Genomic DNA, 17,986 nt, shown 5'->3' with positions numbered 1-17,986 from the left:
ATCCCATCCAAACTCTAATCTATCATACCTGATAAGTTAGAAACAGACAATAATTAACGTCTTTCCAGGGTGTAGGTATCGCCATAGTTTTCTTCATCAAATACAAACGCATCGTTTAAGCCACTGGTGACAACGATCTTATTTTCATTGGTAATAAAAATAGCTTCCACATCGGGCTGTGCTTCAACCTTTTTCAAACCTTCATCAAGCCCCAACAAAAACAGGGTCGTCGACAAACTGTCGGCATCCACTGATGCTTTCGCCACCACGGTTACCTGAATAAGCCCTGAATCCGCCGGATAGCCGGTAAACGGATCTAAAATATGATGATATTTTTTTCCGGCCGTGTCTACAAAATAGCGTTGATAATCCCCCGAAGTCACCACCGAGCCATCTTTTAGGGATAAGACCCCGAGGTATCCATTGCCCGGATTTCGGGGATCTTCGACCCCAACCCCAAAATCGGTATTGTCGGCTTTTCCGCCCATCACCAATACATTTCCACCAAGATTGATAAGTGCGTGCTCTACTCCTTCTTGTTTGAGAACCGCCATCACCTCATCGGCGATATACCCTTTGGCGATGGCTCCCAGGTTCACTGCCATCCCCGCATTGGTTAAATAAACCGACTGATCGGCGGGATTCAAAATAATTTTAGTATAATCCGTTTTTGCCTTCGCCGCATTGATTGCTTCCGGCGCTGGGGCTTCCTTTGTTTCCGGGGAGTGAATCCCCCAGATATCTACTAGCGGACCGATCGTCACATCGAAATAACCACCGGAACTTTTTGAATATTCAATACTTTTTTCAATGATCCGGTAGGTGTCATCGGAAACCACAACTGGTTGAATGCCGGCATTTTCCTTTATCAAGCCCAGATCACTGCCCGTTTCAAAAGCTGTTAAAGTCGTGTTTAAGGCTTCAATCCGTTCAAAAGGTTGAGCCAATAAGCTTTCATCGGATTCGCCATATAAAGTGATGCTGACAAAAGTATCCAATAGGAAGTCACTTCGAGTTACCGATTTACCTTGTTCACAGCCGGCTAAATACTGCATTAAAAAAAAGGTTGCTATTGCCACGCTGGCAAATAGGATACCTCGTTTCAATGTTTTTTTTATGCTCATTTGATTCATTCGTTGCTCCAATATCTTAATAAATAATGATATTATACCAAAGTCTCTGAAAAAAAGCATAAAAAAATGCTAAAGTCTTTACCAGCGGCTATTTTTCAGATAAAATAAGAGCGTTCTTAATTAATATTAAAAGAGGTCTCCATGAAAAAAAACGAATTTGTTATTATCATCGGCTTACTTGCTGTCAGTTTAATTGGCATAGCCGCTTTTTATTTTTTCGCCGCAACCGATAAACCACTTTCGGTTCGGGTCTCTCGCCAGGGCGAAGTGGTTGCTGTTTTTCCGCTCTCTGAAGATCATACCGAAACCTTTACCGATACAAGCGGTTCAAATACCCTTGAAATTTCCGGGGGAACTGCCAAAATAATTGAGGCTGACTGTCCCGATCATATTTGTGTTAAGACCCATCCCATCTCCAACCCCGGCGAGACCATCGTGTGTCTGCCCCACAAACTGGTGGTGGAAGTCATCACTGGTGAATCCTGATGCATTCTAAGGCGTACCGATTGGTTATTCTGAGTCTTTATGTGGCGATGGCCTTAATTCTCAGTTATGTTGAAAGTTTGATCCCATTGCCGTTACCCATTCCCGGGGCAAAAATCGGCCTGCCTAATATTATTACCCTTGTTTCCTTGTTGACTTTGGGTTGGCCGTTGACTCTACTGGTCGTAATTGCCCGGATTCTTTTATCCGGCTTTCTGTTTGGTGGTGGCTTTTCGATTGTCTACAGTCTCGGCGGTGGCTTGTTGAGCCTGCTGGTGATGAGTCTACTGCTGTACTTTTTTAAAGATAGAGGATCAATTATCCTAATTAGTGTTTTTGGGGCCATCTCACATAATCTGGGTCAGGTCATTGTTGCTGCCATTGTTGTCCAAACTACCAGCCTGCTCCTCTATTTTCTGTTCCTGATGTTGCTGGCCATCCCCACTGGACTTTTTATCGGCATCACCGCCCGTGAACTGATGCGCCTACTTAGTAAAACCACCATCTTCTCAAAACTGAACCGACCTTAAAAAAAATAGCCGGTCAAACCTGACCGGCTATTTTTTTAAGCAATAAAGCAGTACCGACAATTGTTACATCATACGCTGCGGTAATTTGTAACCTTCGCTATTCTTTGTTTTTTGGCAGTTGAATCATAAACTCTGTTCCTTTTCCAACCTGGCTGTTGACGGTTATTTTTCCACAATTATTCTGAACCGTGTGCTTGACAATGGCCAGACCTAAACCGGTGCCGCCTTTTTCCTTGGAACGACTCTTATCAACCCGATAAAACCGCTCGAAAATACGATTGACATCCTTTTCCGGAATCCCATAGCCATGATCTCGAACCCGGATGATGATGTTATGATCTTCTTCAGATAAGTCAACTTCCACCTGATTTCCAGGTTCTGAGTATTTAATGGCATTATCAATGAGATTGATCATCATCTGTCTGAATTCATCCGCGACAAACTCGAGTTTAATCGATTCTTTACTGGTTAATACAAGCGTTGTATTTTTTGCTTCGGCACTGAGTTTTAAAATATCAAAAATCTGCATTATTTCCGTATCCAACTGTATCGTTTCATATCTTTTATCAAAGCCCCCCTTGTTTTCCAACTGCGACAAGGCCAGGATATCACTAACCAATCGGCTGAGGCGATCGCTCTCCTCGTAGATAATGGCATAAAATCGCTCCAGGGTCTTGGGCTCGGTAATGTGATTCTCCTGAATGGTTTCAATAAAACCTTTAATGGTGGTAATCGGCGTTTTTAATTCGTGGGAAACATTGGCAACAAAATCCCGACGCATTTTTTCCAGATTTTTCAGCAGGGTAATGTCCTCAAAAATAATAATATGGCCGTTAATATTATTATTCTCTTCAATCTGATTAATATAGATCCGTAAAACCTGATCGGAATGAATCCGCGATTCAAACGTGGTTTTTTCACAGGCGTCATTTTCAAGATAATTCATCAGTTCCAGGATGAAGCTTTCCCGATAGACTTCCAGAATATTTTTCCCAATCACCACTTCCTTCATCGGAATCCGCAAGACCATACGAGCCGCTTCATTTAAATGAACGATGTGATTTTTTTTATCAATGGCAATGACGCCATGGTTCATGTTGGACAAAATAGCAGTGAGTTCGGCATTCTTCTGGTTCATTTCGGTAAACGAATTATTCAATTGGACGGACATCTGATTAAGGGATTCCACCAGTTCGCCGATTTGGTCTTCCCTGATCATGGTCAGTTGTTGGCCATATTTTCCAGAGGCAATTGCTCTGGCAAATGCAGATGCATCTTCTAAGGGTTTTAGCTCCCGATTGATAAAATAATTAATCAACAAGGTGGTGGCCAGAATTGTCGTTAATATCACAAAAATAATATTATTGATCATTTCAAACATGGCGTCATCCATGGCATTCACCGGCATGGAAATCCGTAGCACTGCCCCAACTGACTGCGTCTCACCAAAATATGGGGTCGCCACATAAATCATTTCATCTTTAAAGGTATTCGAAAAACGAACCTCCGTTGTTTCAACACCTTTTAGGGCACCAATAATTTCAGGACGATTTTTATGATTCTCCAGATCACCAACCCCTTGCAAAGACTCATAAGTGACCTCTCCCTGGGGATTGATAATCGTCATTCGCACATTGGTGCTTTGGGAAAAATCATCAAGACTCTTTTTATTTCCAGTTTCCAAAAAGTCCGGCAGCATATAATTCATAATATAGTTACTACTCTTCTTTATATTGTTCTCGGTATCGGCATAGTAACTTTGCCGATAGCTGATGGTGGTAAATAATCCACAGATCGTAATACTGACAACAATAATAATTGTCAGCGAAATGGACAGCCGTTTCTTCATAGCGCGCTCCTATTTCTCAATAAAACGATACCCAACCCCGCGAACGGTTTCGATATATTTTTTGCCATCCTCTGATTGTTCCTCAATTTTTTTTCTTAAATAACGAATATGGACATCCACTGTTCGGGTCTCTCCATAGTAGTCAAATCCCCAGATCTGATCGAGCAATTGATCCCGGGTCAGTACTTGTCCCCGATGCTTCGCTAAGAACACCAGTAATTCATATTCTTTTAAGGTAAGCGCCAGTTTTTCGCCATTTTGGTAGACTTCAAATGCCTTTGGCTCAATATGTAAGTCGCCAACAAAAATAGCTTCATCCTCTTTTGACAAAAGGATCTCGGTCCGCCTTAAAACGGCTTTAACCCGAGCACAGAGTTCTTTGACCCCAAAGGGCTTGGTGATATAATCATCGGCGCCGATTTCCAGTCCCAGAACCTTATCAAATTCTTCGCTTTTGGCGGTAAGCATTATAATCGGTATGTAGGAGATGATACTATTGGCCCGGATTTCCCGGCAAATACTAATGCCATCTTTCCCCGGCAGCATCAGATCCAGAATAATCAGGTCCGGCAGGACATCTAGTATTTTTTCAATGGCCAATGCACCGTCCTGGACGCCATCCACTTCAAATCCATGGGTTACCAGATTAAATTTGATCAGTTCATATATATTCAACTCATCTTCAATTATCAGTATTTTTTTCATTATAACTCCTTGTGTTTTTAGTTTAACGAGATTATACCATATCCTGGAATTCTATTTTGTAAATTTTAGATTAAATTGTAAACTTTTACAAAATCCTGAAAACGTTATAGGAAAAATAATGATTGTATTCTTTGTTTGAACTCCATATAATTAAATTATCACATATAATCCTTTATCTCTAAATGAATTACTCCCCTTTTTCATTTAGGAAAACGAGCTGTTTCTTCTGAAGCGGTTCTTTTTTTTGCAAAAAATTAAGACCGGCTGTCAAGCCAGTCTCAGGGTGTCGATGAACTCCCGTACCGACCAATTGTTAATCTGTTGTTCGCCGCGCCATGCGAAATCCGCTTTGCTCCTTTCGCATTGGTCGCGGGCAGTCGCCAACTACAAGCAAGCTTGTGATTGGCTCGTTGCCTTCGCGCAGAATCGGACAGGCTCCGCCGTGTCCGCTCCGATGCGTACAACATGATGTAACAATTGTCGGTACTACGTTAGTTCTATTTCTACAATTTTTGTCAAACCAAACTAGCCAGTTTCTTAGTTTTTCCGATCCAGATTTCGTTTGGCGGTTTCCATCATCAGTTTGATGCGGTTTAGCTGATTGACTTCACTGGCTCCCGGGTCGTAGTCGATGGGGGCAATATTTGCACGCGGATATTTTTGGCGGATCGGTTTGATCATCCCTTTTCCCATCACGTGGTTGGGCAGGCAGGCAAAGGGTTGAACACAAACAATATTCTCTACCCCATCTTCGATCAACTCCATCATTTCGGCGGTTAAGAACCAACCTTCCCCACCCTGATTACCAAGAGAAATCAGTTCCTGGGCTTTACCCGCCTTTTTCTCAATGGTGGATGGGGCATGGAAGTGGGTGCTGGCATCCAGGGCAAGCTTCATGTTTTTTCGGGAAAACTCCAAAAATTTAATCAGCAGTTTGGCACGTTTCATGGATTTTCGTTTACCTGAGAGTTCTTCGTATTTAAAGACCTGATTGTAAGCGCAATATAAAAAGAAATCCATCAGGTCCGGCATAACCACCTCGGCACCTTCTGCTTCTAAGACTACCTGGAGGTTGTTATTGGCCGTGGGATGGTATTTAACCAGGATTTCTCCAACGATGGCAACCTTTGGCCGTTTTTTATCCGTTCGGGGCAGGGCATCAAATTCGTTGACAATCGCCCGGACATTTTCTTTGAAATCACGAAGTTTGCCATTTTTTAAACTGGCTTTTATTTTTTTGCGCCAGGATTGATACAATTCTTCAGTGGATCCGGGGTGCAGTTCATAAGGCCTTGTACCGCTGACCACCCGTTGCAGCAGATCACCATAAACAATCCCCACCAGCAGCCGCGCTAACAGCGGTAGACTGAGCTTAAACCCGGGATTCTTTTCCAAACCAATGGCACTCAGTGAAATAACCGGAATTTGCGACATACCGGCCGATTCCAGCGCTTTTCTGATAAACGCCACATAGTTGGAGGCACGGCAGGGTCCGCCGGTCTGAGTCATTAATACGGAGACATTATCAAGATCGTATTTTCCTGATTTCAGTGCTGCCATAATCTGACCCGTCGTAATAATGGTGGGATAGCAAGCGTCATTATTGACATAGGTTAACCCTTCGTCAATGGCCGCATTATCAACGCTGGGCATGACCTCGATGTGATAACCATATTTTTCCATTGCCTCTTCCAGAAAGTCAAAATGGATCGGTGACATCTGAGGAGCCAGCAGCGTATGCTTCTTTTTCATCGCTTTAGTAAAAATCACCCGTTGGTTCATCGGGGTTGGGTCCACGACAATATTATTTTTCTCCCGCTCGATCATTGCTGCTTTAAGGGATCGCATCCGAATCCGGATGGCACCGAGATTGTTGACCTCGTCAATTTTAATCAGGGTATAAATATTGCCGTGACTTTCCAGGATTTCCTGTGTCTGCTCCGAGGTCACCGCATCCAATCCGCAGCCAAAGGAAGTCAACTGTACCAGCTCCAGAAAATCATGCTGATTAACCACCTCCGCCGCCTTATATAAACGGCTGTGATACTTCCATTGATCCAGGACCCGGAAGCGCTGCTCTTCTTTGGGATGATAGAGATGAGCAATGGCGTCTTCGGTAAGTACAGCCATGTCCAGACCGGTAATGATATGATCCAGACCATGATTGACTTCGGGGTCAATGTGATAGGGCCGACCAGCCAGAACAATTCCCTTTTGCCCCGTTTCTTTTAGATATGCAATGGTTTCTTCCCCTTTTTTCTCCATATCCCGCCGGAAAGCGTCTTTTTGCGCAATGGCAGCTTTCATGGCCGCAGTAATTTCTTGACGAGTGATACCATAGGCGCCAAAAATTTCGGCTAATCGTTCTTCCAGCCGTAAATCATTATCAAAGGGCAAAAACGGATTTAAGAAAGTAACACCTTCTTTTTGCACATCATCCTGATTGTGTTTAATGGTTTCGGGATACGACATGACAATGGGACAATTGTACCAGTTATCAACATCATCAAATTCTTTTTCCTCATAGGGAATACAGGGATAAAAAATCAGATTGACACCCTGATCCAGCAGTGCCTGAATATGACCATGAGCCAATTTGGCCGGATAGCAGACCGACTCAGACGGAATGCTCTCCATCCCTTTTTCGTAAATTTTACGATTGGATTCTGGGGATAGTACCACCCGGTAACCCAGTTGGGTAAAAAAAGTATGCCAGAAGGGGTAATTTTCATAGAGATTTAAAACCCGGGGGATACCGATATTACCGCGCGGTGCTTCTGCTTCCGGCAACGCGGGATAATCAAAAATTCGCTGATACTTATATTGATAGAGATTCGGTAGATCAGCATTTTTTTTGACATTACCTTCACCAATCTCGCACCGGTTTCCGGTGATGTGTCGGCTGCCGTCGTTAAAGCGATTAATCGTCAGCAGACAATTGTTACTGCAACCGCCGCAGCGTTTGTGACCGACTTCCACCGCAAAATCGTCCAGCGCTGCTAAACCTAAAAGATTGCTGCGTTCGCCTGGGCGATAATTTTCCCGGGCAATCAGAGCTGCTCCAAAGGCCCCCATCAAACCCGCTATATCCGGGCGAATCACTTCTTTTTCGGTTATTTTTTCAAAGGTCCGCAGCACCGCCTGATTGTTAAAGGTTCCCCCCTGAACGATGATATGTTCCCCCAGTTCTTTGGGATTGTGAATTTTGATAACCTTCTGCAGAGCATTCTTGATGACTGAATAAGACAGGCCCGCCGAGATATCGCCCACTTCGGCGCCTTCTTTCTGGGACTGTTTAACCTTGGAATTCATAAAAACAGTACAGCGGGTCCCCAGATCGACTGGCTTTTCCGCCATCAACGCAGCTTCGACAAAGGCCTGCATATCAAGATCCAATGATTTAGCAAAGGTCTCCAGAAACGAACCGCAACCCGAGGAGCAGGCTTCATTGAGAATAATACTGTCGATGGTACCGTTTTTAATCTTCATGCACTTCATATCCTGGCCGCCGATGTCGAGGATAAAATCGACCTCAGGACAAAAATATTTTGCACCCTTATAGTGGGCAATGGTTTCAATTTCGCCGATGTCAATTTTTAATGCTTTTTTGATCAAACTTTCACCATAGCCGGTAACCGTCGAGTTACCAATCGTAACATCCGCCGGCAGCAATCCGTAGATTTCTTTGATAATTTTAATCGATTGAGCCAGTGGACTCCCCTCGTTGCCACCATAGTAACTGTACAGCAATGCACCATCACCATCGATCACAACGGCCTTGGTAGTGGTCGAACCGACATCGATCCCTAAAAAGCAGCACCCGTGATGGTCTTTTAGCGCTTTTTTGACGACCTGATTTTTATCATGGCGTTGCCGAAATTGCGTAAGCTCTTCCCGATTTTTAAACAGCGGTTCCAGCCGACCGACTTCGTTTTCTGAAACTGCATCCAGGTTTTCAACGGCTGTAACCAGCTCTTTCAAATGCATTTTTTCTTCTTTTTCAGCCGAATAGGCGGCCCCGATGGCGACAAAGAGATTGGATTTTTCGGGAAAAATAATCTGTTCTTTTGTGAGTTTCAGGGTTTCGATAAAGCGCTGTCGCAATTCCGACAGGAAATATAGGGGGCCCCCTAGAAAAGCTACGTTCCCGCGGATCGGATGACCGCAGGCCAGTCCACTGATAGTCTGATTAACCACCGCCTGAAAAATTGAAGCCGCGATATCCGCTTTCTCTGCCCCTTCATTAATTAGCGGCTGGATATCCGTTTTGGAAAAAACACCGCATCGTGATGCGATCGGATAAATCATCGTATGGGTTTTGGACAATTCGTTGAGTCCCTCGGCATCGGTTTTTAGAAGCGTTGCCATCTGATCCACAAAAGCACCGGTTCCCCCGGCACAGGTACCGTTCATCCGCTGTTCGATGGTTCCGGTAAAAAAGGTGATCTTGGCATCTTCGCCGCCTAACTCAATGGCAACCTCGGTCTTGGGAATAACCCGGTCTACCGCCAGCGTGCTGGCCACGACCTCCTGAACAAAGGGAATTCCCAACCACTGGGAAATCATCAGTCCGCCGGATCCGGTGACACAAACCCGTGTCTCCAAATCCCCCAACTTTTGATAGGTTTCTTTTAACAGGTTAACAATAGTAACCTTGATGTTTGATAAATGACGCCGATACTCTTCATAGATGATTTCGTTTTTGCCGTCAATAACCACCACTTTAATGGTCGTGGAGCCGATATCGATACCCATTTTGTAATTGTTCTTCATTTTATTTTATGACCTCTTCTCTAACATGTCGGTTGTGATCTTATCTTATTTTTTCATACGATTGATATAAGGGTTTTACCCGACGATATAATTGCTTGTATAGTCTATTATAAATTTCTGTATATTTTATTACATTTTTCGGGTTGGGTTCAAAAATCTGTGATTTTCGAATCATCGCCTTACTGGCGGTTTTGATATCCGGATAATGGTTTAAGCCCACAAAGGTGGCAATAGCAGCACCTAATCCGGTGGTTTCAAAGGTCTGCACCCGATAAACCGGGCGGTTTAAAACATCTGCCATGATCTGAGCCACACCATCACTGCGAGAGCCCCCGCCAGACAGACCAACGGCCTGAATTGGTACCTTTGTCTTTCTTTCAATCAGTTTTAGTCCTTCTAACAAGGCATATCCGAGGCCTTCGATAATGGCCCGGTAAAGATGGCGTTTATCATGTCCCTCGCTAAATCCCATAAAGGTTCCCCGCGCTTCCGGCCGAAAAGCTTCCCGCCCCCAGTAGGGCTGATGAATCAGGCCATCCGCTCCCGGTGGGGTCGCTTCCAGATAGCCTTCCAGGATCTCATGGATATCTTTGGGATCAGTCTGATCAAGAAATTCTTTCGTGTACCAGTCCACCATCCAAAATCCATGATAGATGGTAACTTCCGGATTATAGCAGTCATTCTCAACCGCCGCAAAAGCGGGATAAAAAGGATAGAGCTCCACGTATTTTTTAGTGGTAATCTCTACCGTAGCTTGAGTTCCGAGTGAAATGCTGGCAATATCCGGGGTCAGTGCACCAACGCCCAGCGTCTCACAACCTTTATCCGTTCCCGAAGCTATAATTGACAAACCCACCGGTAAGCCTGTGATTTCGGCCGCTTCAGCTGTCAGCTTTCCAATCACTTCACAGGAGTCGGTGAGTTCGTAACATTTTTCCGGTTCCATTTGAAGAATCTGACTTTTAACATCATACTTGCCGCACCACTGCTTCTTTTTCGTATCAAAAGGCAGATGTCCGGCGGTATTAGAACGGCTGTCGGCGATGTTTCCAGTTAAGCGGGTCAAAAAATAGGTCGAAAGAAAAACAACCTTGTGGGTTTTGGCCCAGATGTCCGGCTCCGAAACCTTAATCCAATTAACATGGGCAGTTTTACTGAATGATTTTGCATAACCACTAAAACCAATCGCTTTAAAAAGCAGGTCGTAGGGCCAGGGATAGGGCAGTGGTTCTGTCAATTCCCGGCGATCCAGCCAACTGATAAAATCGCGCAGGGGTTTTCCGCGTTCATCTACCACGGTAATGACATCACGCTGACAGGACACCGTCATGCCCCGAATCGTAAGGAACAAATCCGGCTGTTTAACCTTCAGCTCACAAACAACCTTAACCAGAGCCTCCCAGAACATTTCTGGTGAAGCTTCCTTCCATTGAAAATGCTTTGAATAATAACCCGTAAATAATTCTTCGCTTTTTGCCAGCTCATTGCCCTGCTCGTCAAAAAGAATTCCTCGGAGTCCTCTGGTGCCACAATCGATAGTTAAAACCGAGTTCTTTTTTATGATGCTCTTTATCGTGTTGTTCAAAATTCATTCTCCCGACATCAACTGTTTTCGTACTATTATACCAAATAGTTGTTAAGTGTAAAACAAAAAGCGTTGAATAAAAAGAATTAACTTTTTACTCAACGCCTGGCTCGATCGCAAAATTACCGTGCGACCACTTGTTAATCTGTTGTAAGCTGCAACCACGAGAAATCCGCTATGCTTCTTTCTCTTTGATTCGCGGACAGTCGCCAACTACAAGCAAGCTTGTGATTGGCTCGTTGCCTTCGCACAAGCTCGGACTGGCTTTGCCGTGTCCGCCTTGCTGCATTCAACATGATGTAACAATTGTCGGTACGGCTTCATGTGATTATTTACAGTAACTATTTTCTTTTATCGACAGATTTTTGTCTGGAATTGATTTTATAGTTTGATATCTTTGAAGTCCTTAACCTGTTTGGTAATGGCAATTTCGGTTGGGAGACGTTCGATGCTGGATGCTCCGAAGAAGCCGCAGACGCCTTTTGTCCGATCGAGGACATATTTGGCATCTTCCGGTTCCGCCACCGGGCCACCGTGGACAATGACCATCACATCGGGATTGATGGCTTTTCCGGCATCACAGATTTCCTGGGTCAGTTTGACACAATCATCAAGGGTTTTCGCTGACGAGGCGCCAATGCTCCCTTTGGTTGTCAGTCCCATATGGGCAACCAGGACATCGGCTCCGGCTTTAGCCATTTTTTCGGCCTCCTCCACGTTAAACACATAGGGTGTGGTTACCAGATCCAGCTCATGGGCTTTTTTTATCATCTCAACTTCCAGATCATAACCCATGTTGGTTTCTTCCAGGTTTTGTCTAAATACGCCATCGATTAAGCCGACTGTGGGGAAATTCTGAACCCCGGAGAACCCGGCTTCTTTGACCTGTTTTAAGAACATTTCCATATCTCTAAACGGATCCGTTCCACAGACCCCAGCCAAAACTGGCGTGTCCTTGACAATTGTGACGACTTCTCTGGCCATGTCCATGACAATGGCATTGGCATCCCCATAGGATAACAGCCCGGCTAAAGAACCACGACCTGCCATCCGGTACCGGCCGGAATTATAAATAATAATCAGATCCACGCCACCGGCTTCCGCGCATTTGGCAGAAATTCCGGTGCCAGCTCCGGCACCAACCACCGAAATCCCTTTTGTTTCTTGTTCTCTTAACCGTCTTAATACTTCTTCTCGTTTTATTGCCATGTTATTTTCTCCTTCACTCTTCTTTATCTTTCAAGCATTGAAATCAATTTTTTAGCCATTGCCAGGGCAAAGGCTTCGTCGTTGATATCGGTATCCATTTCCACCAGTTCAACTTTATCTTTTATATTTGCCCGCAATTGTGCAAACAATTCGGCATCCTCTTCCGGGCCATAAAATGGCGCCCCTTCCACATCGATAGCTGAAACACCTTTTAATGGAATAAACAAGGCAACCGGCCCGGTGGCCATATTTAGCTTACCGGCAATAATTTTCCCCATCTGGGAGCATTCATCGACCGTCGTCCGCATCAGGGTGACGCTGACATTATGTTTGTACAGGTTGCGACTTTTGTACTTTTCTGGAACGGTTTCAATAGCGCCAAAATTAACCATATCCAATGCGCCCACCGAAACGACCTCAGGGATTCCCGCTTTGGCAGCCGCTTCTAACCGGGTTGGTCCGGCCGTAAAGACACCGCCGGCCACCTCATCACACCATTCGGTCGTGGTGGCGTCAAAAACGCCTTTGATAAACCCGGCTTCAATCAGACTTTCCATGGCCATGCCCCCAGCCCCAGTGGCGTGGAACACCAGTACCTCGTAGCCCTGATCTTCCAGGTATTCTCTGGCAGCGGTTACACAAGGCGTTGTGACCCCAAACATCGTGGCCGCCAGCAATGGTTTCTCTTCTTTAAGTGCTGGAATATCAAAGCTGGCCATCCCGGCAATGGCATTGGCAGCGTTAGCTAAAATATGATTGGAAATGCTATTGATCCCGGAAATATCCACCACTGAATACATCATGGTGATATCTTTCTCCCCAACATAGGGACGGGTATCACCCGAAGCTACGGTAGAAACCATAATCTTAGGCACACCCACCGGCAGACTTCTCATGGCAAAGGTGCCAATAGTCGTTCCGGCAGAGCCGCCGAGACTAATCATTCCGTCAACCTTGCCCTGGTCATAAAGGTCCTTGGTGATTTTAGCCGCTCCAGCCATCATGACATCAATGCCCAGACCGCGATCATGTTGTTGCCGTAACTCTTCTAGGGATGACCCGCCAGCGATTGCAACCGCCTCACTACTAACATCCGGGACAAATAACGGCTCCCCAATAACCCCGCAGTTGATTGTGGTGGTACTAACCCCCCGCTTTTCAATCAATTCTTTGATAAACTTGAATTCATGACCCTTGGTATCAAAGGTCCCTACAATTAATACGTTTTTCATTCCATGCCCCCCTTTAGATTTATTATTATCTTTAATAACTCGCAAGGTTTGTGCCAACTATTAAAACCGGCGAAGCCATTGTTCCCGCCATTCTAAATAGGGGAACGGGAAATGTTTTTCCCAGACAAATGTAATATGGGCAATATTTACTCATTTCGAGTAGATATTGCCCACTTTTTTATTCCATGGATTCCTGGTCTTCCATCGATAAATTAAATTTCACTATTTTATTGTAGAGTGTCCGCCGGGAGATGCCAATCCGGTTCGCTGCTTCGGTTCGATTCCATCGGCATGCCTTGAGGACACCCAATATGTAGGTACTTTCCAGGTGTTCCTTGCTGGTAGTCAACAGATCTGAACCCAACTGGTTCTTTAGCTGGGTTTTTGGTTTGTGCAATTCTTCCACCACCATATCATCCCGACGGATATATTTCCCTTCACTGAGAATCACCGCTCTTTCGAGCACATGCTTCATTTCCCGAACATTACCTGGCCAGGGGCATTCCATTAAATAGGCCATCGCATCCGGAGCCAGTCGTTTTTCCTCGAGTTGATACTTTATTCTAAACTCTTCTAAAAAGCGGTTGCACAGCAGTGGAATATCCTCGGGATGACGGCGTAGCGGCGGGGTATTTATTTCCACCACGTTCAGCCGATAGTAGAGATCTTCCCGGAAGCGATTCTCTGCTACCGCCTGTTTAATATCCACATTGGTGGCGCAGACGATCCGCACATCCACAGAGATGGTTTTCTCGCCCCCGACACGTTCAAATTCCTGCTGCTGAATAATCCGCAGTACCTTCGCCTGGAGATCGACATCCATTTCACCGATCTCATCCAGAAACAGGGTTCCATGGTTGGCCAGTTCAAATTTCCCCAGCCGCCGCTTGTCGGCTCCGGTAAACGCTCCCTTTTCATGACCAAACAGCTCACTTTCCAGCAAGTTGGGCGGCAAGGCCGCACAATTTACCTTAATCAGCGAACCCAGACAACGTTTACTGTTAAAATGCAGCGCTTTGGCGACCAGTTCTTTCCCGGTTCCACTTTCGCCCTGAATTAGAACATTGACGTCTTTATCGGCCACCTTATTGATCAGTTCATACATGTCCTGCATGATCACGCTTTGGCCGACAATTTCATCAAAGCCCCGCTTTTTTAACAGTTCTTTTTTTAAATGCTTGTTTTCCTGCTTTAATTTATAATAATTTTTAAATTTATCGGTCGTTTCTGATATCGCCAGTTCAGTGGGGATTCGCTCAAAGCTGGAGCCGCCGATGTAACCGATGGTCTGGGAATTTTTATAAAAATAATAGGCGTCCTCCGGAGAATTAATGGGTCCGCCATAAATCATCTTGTAAGTTTGGGGATTGATCTGATCGACTGCTGCAAAAATCGCTTCTGTCATTTCCAGACATTCATTAATGGTGGAAAAAACCTTGCCGGATTTTTCGCCTCCCCGGGTCCAGCCAAAATGGGCACAGACCACATCCACACCCACCCGGGTCATTGCTCGGGCCTGTTTTTCATCAAAGACAAAAGCAATGGTAAAGAGATTGGCCGCCACCGCTTTTTTCATAAATTCTATTTCCTGGTCGTAGCCCAGCCCTTTTTCCTCCAGCCATTCCCGGAATTGCCCATCAATCAGACCAATCGTCGGAAAATTATTGACACCGCTAAAGCCCAGTTCCCGGACTTTTTGAATCAGCTCCTGATGGGAATAGTTGGGATCGGTGGCGTTAATGCCGCAGATCACGGCCCGATCTTTAAGTTTTGGCAGTATTTCACGGCTGGAAAAGTCAAATACCAACTCATTACTGTTGGAAAATGGCATCATACAGCCGATTGAAGGAATCCCTGCCGATCGAAACCGCCCGGCACTCAGGGCCAGAAGCAAATCAGCCCCGCCCTTAACCGCCTGCTTGGCAAAAAGCCCGGACCCCACCGCCACGCCGATCACCGGTTTGTTCATTTTCAAACTATTCTGGATCATTTTTTCGATGGCTTCTTTTTTCTTCATCGCTTCTCCCACTCACATAAATCTCACTTTATTATACAACCCCCGATCAAAAAACGCAAAAGACGATTGCAGCGTCCTGTATTAGACTAAGGCTATTGATAAATTTATACCCAGTACCGACAATTGTTAATCTGTTGTTTGCATCGGGGCGAACAGGTTGATAAACCTGTCCGATCCCGCAGCAAACAACAGATTAACAATTGGTCGGTACGGTAGTTTACCGATAACTCTAATCTTCTGCAGGTTCTGCAATCGTCCTAATTGACTTTTGTGATTTACTAAATCTATAAGCCGAGTTCTGTTTAAATAGTCATCTATCTCGATTTATTGTTACCAATAAATTCTAGCGACCTACCATAGGACAACGACGAGCAGCCGTCTTTCAAGGTCCGTTCTTGGTCTTGCTCCAGGTGGGGTTTACATAGCCGATGTGTTACCACACCGCTGGTGAGCTCTTACCTCACCCTTTCATCCTTACCATTGCTGGCGGTTTACTTTCTGTTGCACTGGCCTTAGAGTCGCCTCCACCGGGTGTTACCCGGCACCATGCTCTGTGGAGCTCGGACTTTCCTCAACCGGATTACTCCGGGTGCGACTATCTGATTTACTAAATCACTGTAGTATACCCTGTCTTTGCTCAAATTTCAAGTTTTTTTATTCAGTCCCTAATAATTTACAATAAAATCCCGGGCCGACTCGGCGACAATCATTTCCGGGCAGGCGTCTGGCAGACCAGCTTCCAGCAATTGCCGGAAGCAATCAGTTACCCATTTCTCGGTGCCGTAATGGCCGGCATCCAGGACCCAGATATTGTTTTCCAGGGCTCGTTGCCCATCGTGATGCTTAAGATCACCCGTGATCAGCACATTGGCTTGTCTGGCTTTGGCCAGTCCAATCATGTCCGCTCCGGCCCCTGAACAGATCGCCACCCGCCGGACGATATCCGGCACCTTACCTGCCCCTCGTAAAGCCACCAGGCCCAGTCGGTCTTTGGTATGAGCAATAAAATCCAGCCCGGCCATGGGTTGGCTTAACACGCCAATTTTTCCCAATCCGTTTTCATTGATCAGCCCCCCGTTTTCCAGAGCGATCACATCATAGGCCATTTCTTCATAAGGATGATTTCTTTTTACGGCGGCAATCAAATTTTTTAAATCCGGCGCTGCCACAATCGCTTCAATCCGATCTTCCGAGACACAGGACAGTTTATTGAGATCCCCGATAAAAGGTTTGGCGCCCGCGAGCGGACGGAAGGTGCCAGTACCGGGTGAACGGTAAGTGCAATAGTCATAGTTGCCAATGGTCCCGGCGCCGTTTTTCCCTAACACCTCAATGATTTTCTGGCTGGCTTCCTGCGGCGAAAAAATTACCAGTTTATAATAAAGCGCCGGATTAGAAGGTTCCAGCGTTTTGATCTTATCGAGTCCCATCCGCAGGGCCAGATAGTGATTAAGGCCTTTCGCTGCCTTATCCAAATTGGTATGAGCCACATAAACAGCGACCTCATTTTTAATCAGCATTTCAATGATCTGACCCTTTTCCCCGTCTGTTGACAGGGTTTTTAAACCCTTAAAAATAAACGGATGATGCGCAATAATGAGATCTACCTTTTTTTCAATGGCTTCTGCAACCACTTCCGCCGTGATATCCAGAGTCAGCAGCAGCCGCTTAATGCTTTGTTGCCGGGAACCTACCTGGAGACCCACATTATCCCACGCTTCCGCCAATTTTTCAGGAGCAAGCGCCTCAATTGTTTGAATAATTTGATTTAGTTTAACAGACATCTTTTCACCTCATTCAGTTTTTCAATAAACAAACTGCTCTCCTGCCATTGCTTTGTAGCAACTGCAGTGGTTTTGCCCTCGGTATTTAAAACGATTTGCTGCTCCAAAAATATTTTCCGCTCGATCAGATGCAGGAGCAAAGGATGTTTACTGGTATAAAATTCAAAACCCAATTCATATTCCAGCGGATTGGTCATTATCATCTTTCCCGGCGCTGCTACAATAACCTCATAAACCCGATCGCCCTCCCGAGCCAGATCTTCTCGAATAATTCGAAACCCGGTCGCTTCCAGATGTTTTCGCAGCACCGCCTGATTATTCATCGGCTGAAGCACCAGTTTTTTTAGCTGCCGAGCCACCTCCGGCTGGGCTTCGAGCAGATCCCGGATTAACAGCCCCCCCATACCAGCCATGACAACAGCCTCGACCTCCCCGGGTTTAAGCACAGAAAGACCCGAACCAAGTCGGGTCTCTATCTGTTTTTGTAATTGTTGTTCATTAATAATTTTTTCGGCTTTTTTAAGCGGCTGCCAGTTGGTATCACTGGCGATTACCCGGGAAACCATTGCGTTTTCCACCAGGTAAACCGGCAGATAGCCATGATCAGTGCCAATATCGGCGATCAATTTGGCCCCGGCAACACAATCGGCAATAACCTCCAGCCGCGGACTTAACTTAATCTTCAT

At 45.4% G+C, this 17,986-nt stretch carries 12 protein-coding genes and 1 other RNA gene; 2 read left to right on the top strand and 11 right to left on the bottom strand.

Going from position 1 to position 17,986, the window contains the following annotated elements; genetic code table 11:
• Nucleotides 1–53: 53 nt before the first annotated feature.
• Nucleotides 54–1,133, bottom strand: coding sequence for an FAD:protein FMN transferase (locus ACIZ62_RS05640; RefSeq protein ID WP_414151415.1), 1,080 nt, complete (start codon nucleotides 1,131–1,133; stop codon nucleotides 54–56).
• 141 nt (nucleotides 1,134–1,274) lie between these two features.
• On the opposite strand from ACIZ62_RS05640, the gene ACIZ62_RS05635 reads away from it, so the two are divergent.
• Nucleotides 1,275–1,619 (top strand): NusG domain II-containing protein, encoded by a 345-nt coding sequence (locus ACIZ62_RS05635; RefSeq protein ID WP_414151414.1) that lies wholly within the window; start codon nucleotides 1,275–1,277, stop codon nucleotides 1,617–1,619.
• Nucleotides 1,619–2,146, top strand: coding sequence for a Gx transporter family protein (locus ACIZ62_RS05630; protein ID WP_322519895.1), 528 nt, complete (start codon nucleotides 1,619–1,621; stop codon nucleotides 2,144–2,146). Before ACIZ62_RS05635 ends, ACIZ62_RS05630 begins: the two co-directional genes overlap by 1 nt.
• 97 nt (nucleotides 2,147–2,243) lie before the next feature.
• On the opposite strand, the gene ACIZ62_RS05625 is transcribed toward ACIZ62_RS05630, so the two are convergent.
• The 10 genes from ACIZ62_RS05625 to ACIZ62_RS05580 all read right to left on the bottom strand — a co-directional run bounded on the left by ACIZ62_RS05625 (nucleotide 2,244) and on the right by ACIZ62_RS05580 (nucleotide 17,986).
• Nucleotides 2,244–3,995 carry an ATP-binding protein gene (locus tag ACIZ62_RS05625; RefSeq protein WP_414151413.1) on the bottom strand — a complete coding sequence of 584 codons (1,752 nt, stop codon included), beginning with the start codon at nucleotides 3,993–3,995 and terminating at the stop codon, nucleotides 2,244–2,246.
• Nucleotides 3,996–4,004: 9 nt separating this feature from the next.
• Nucleotides 4,005–4,700, bottom strand: a complete 696-nt coding sequence (locus ACIZ62_RS05620; protein ID WP_111887571.1) for a winged helix-turn-helix domain-containing protein — start codon at nucleotides 4,698–4,700, stop codon at nucleotides 4,005–4,007.
• A gap of 537 nt (nucleotides 4,701–5,237) precedes the next feature.
• Nucleotides 5,238–9,473 carry an acyl-CoA dehydratase activase-related protein gene (locus tag ACIZ62_RS05615; protein WP_322519893.1) on the bottom strand — a complete coding sequence of 1,412 codons (4,236 nt, stop codon included), beginning with the start codon at nucleotides 9,471–9,473 and terminating at the stop codon, nucleotides 5,238–5,240.
• A 40-nt stretch (nucleotides 9,474–9,513) separates the two neighbouring features.
• Entirely contained in the window at nucleotides 9,514–11,058 is a 1,545-nt protein-coding gene (locus tag ACIZ62_RS05610; protein WP_414151412.1) for an FGGY-family carbohydrate kinase, read from the bottom strand.
• Nucleotides 11,059–11,439: 381 nt separating this feature from the next.
• The gene (locus ACIZ62_RS05605; protein WP_111887573.1) at nucleotides 11,440–12,267 is read right to left on the bottom strand and encodes a phosphoenolpyruvate hydrolase family protein; all 828 of its coding nucleotides are present in this window, start codon (nucleotides 12,265–12,267) and stop codon (nucleotides 11,440–11,442) included.
• Nucleotides 12,268–12,290: 23 nt separating this feature from the next.
• Complete coding sequence (locus tag ACIZ62_RS05600) at nucleotides 12,291–13,499, bottom strand: Tm-1-like ATP-binding domain-containing protein (protein ID WP_414151411.1); 1,209 nt, start codon at nucleotides 13,497–13,499, stop codon at nucleotides 12,291–12,293.
• Between the two features lie 178 nt (nucleotides 13,500–13,677).
• Nucleotides 13,678–15,516, bottom strand: a complete 1,839-nt coding sequence (locus tag ACIZ62_RS05595; protein ID WP_111887575.1) for a phosphoenolpyruvate hydrolase family protein — start codon at nucleotides 15,514–15,516, stop codon at nucleotides 13,678–13,680.
• A 271-nt stretch (nucleotides 15,517–15,787) separates the two neighbouring features.
• Nucleotides 15,788–16,127, bottom strand: an RNA gene (rnpB, locus tag ACIZ62_RS05590) — RNase P RNA component class A.
• Between the two features lie 54 nt (nucleotides 16,128–16,181).
• Complete coding sequence (locus tag ACIZ62_RS05585) at nucleotides 16,182–17,300, bottom strand: Nif3-like dinuclear metal center hexameric protein (protein ID WP_111887576.1); 1,119 nt, start codon at nucleotides 17,298–17,300, stop codon at nucleotides 16,182–16,184.
• Nucleotides 17,285–17,986 (bottom strand): tRNA (adenine(22)-N(1))-methyltransferase, encoded by a 702-nt coding sequence (locus tag ACIZ62_RS05580; protein ID WP_111887577.1) that lies wholly within the window; start codon nucleotides 17,984–17,986, stop codon nucleotides 17,285–17,287. Before ACIZ62_RS05580 ends, ACIZ62_RS05585 begins: the two co-directional genes overlap by 16 nt.

Origin of the sequence: Acetobacterium carbinolicum, from assembly GCF_047456275.1 — a bacterium.
Lineage (GTDB): Bacteria > Bacillota > Clostridia > Eubacteriales > Eubacteriaceae > Acetobacterium > Acetobacterium carbinolicum.
Note: the sequence above shows the minus strand (reverse complement) of the source record. Positions and strands in the feature narration are given on the sequence as shown.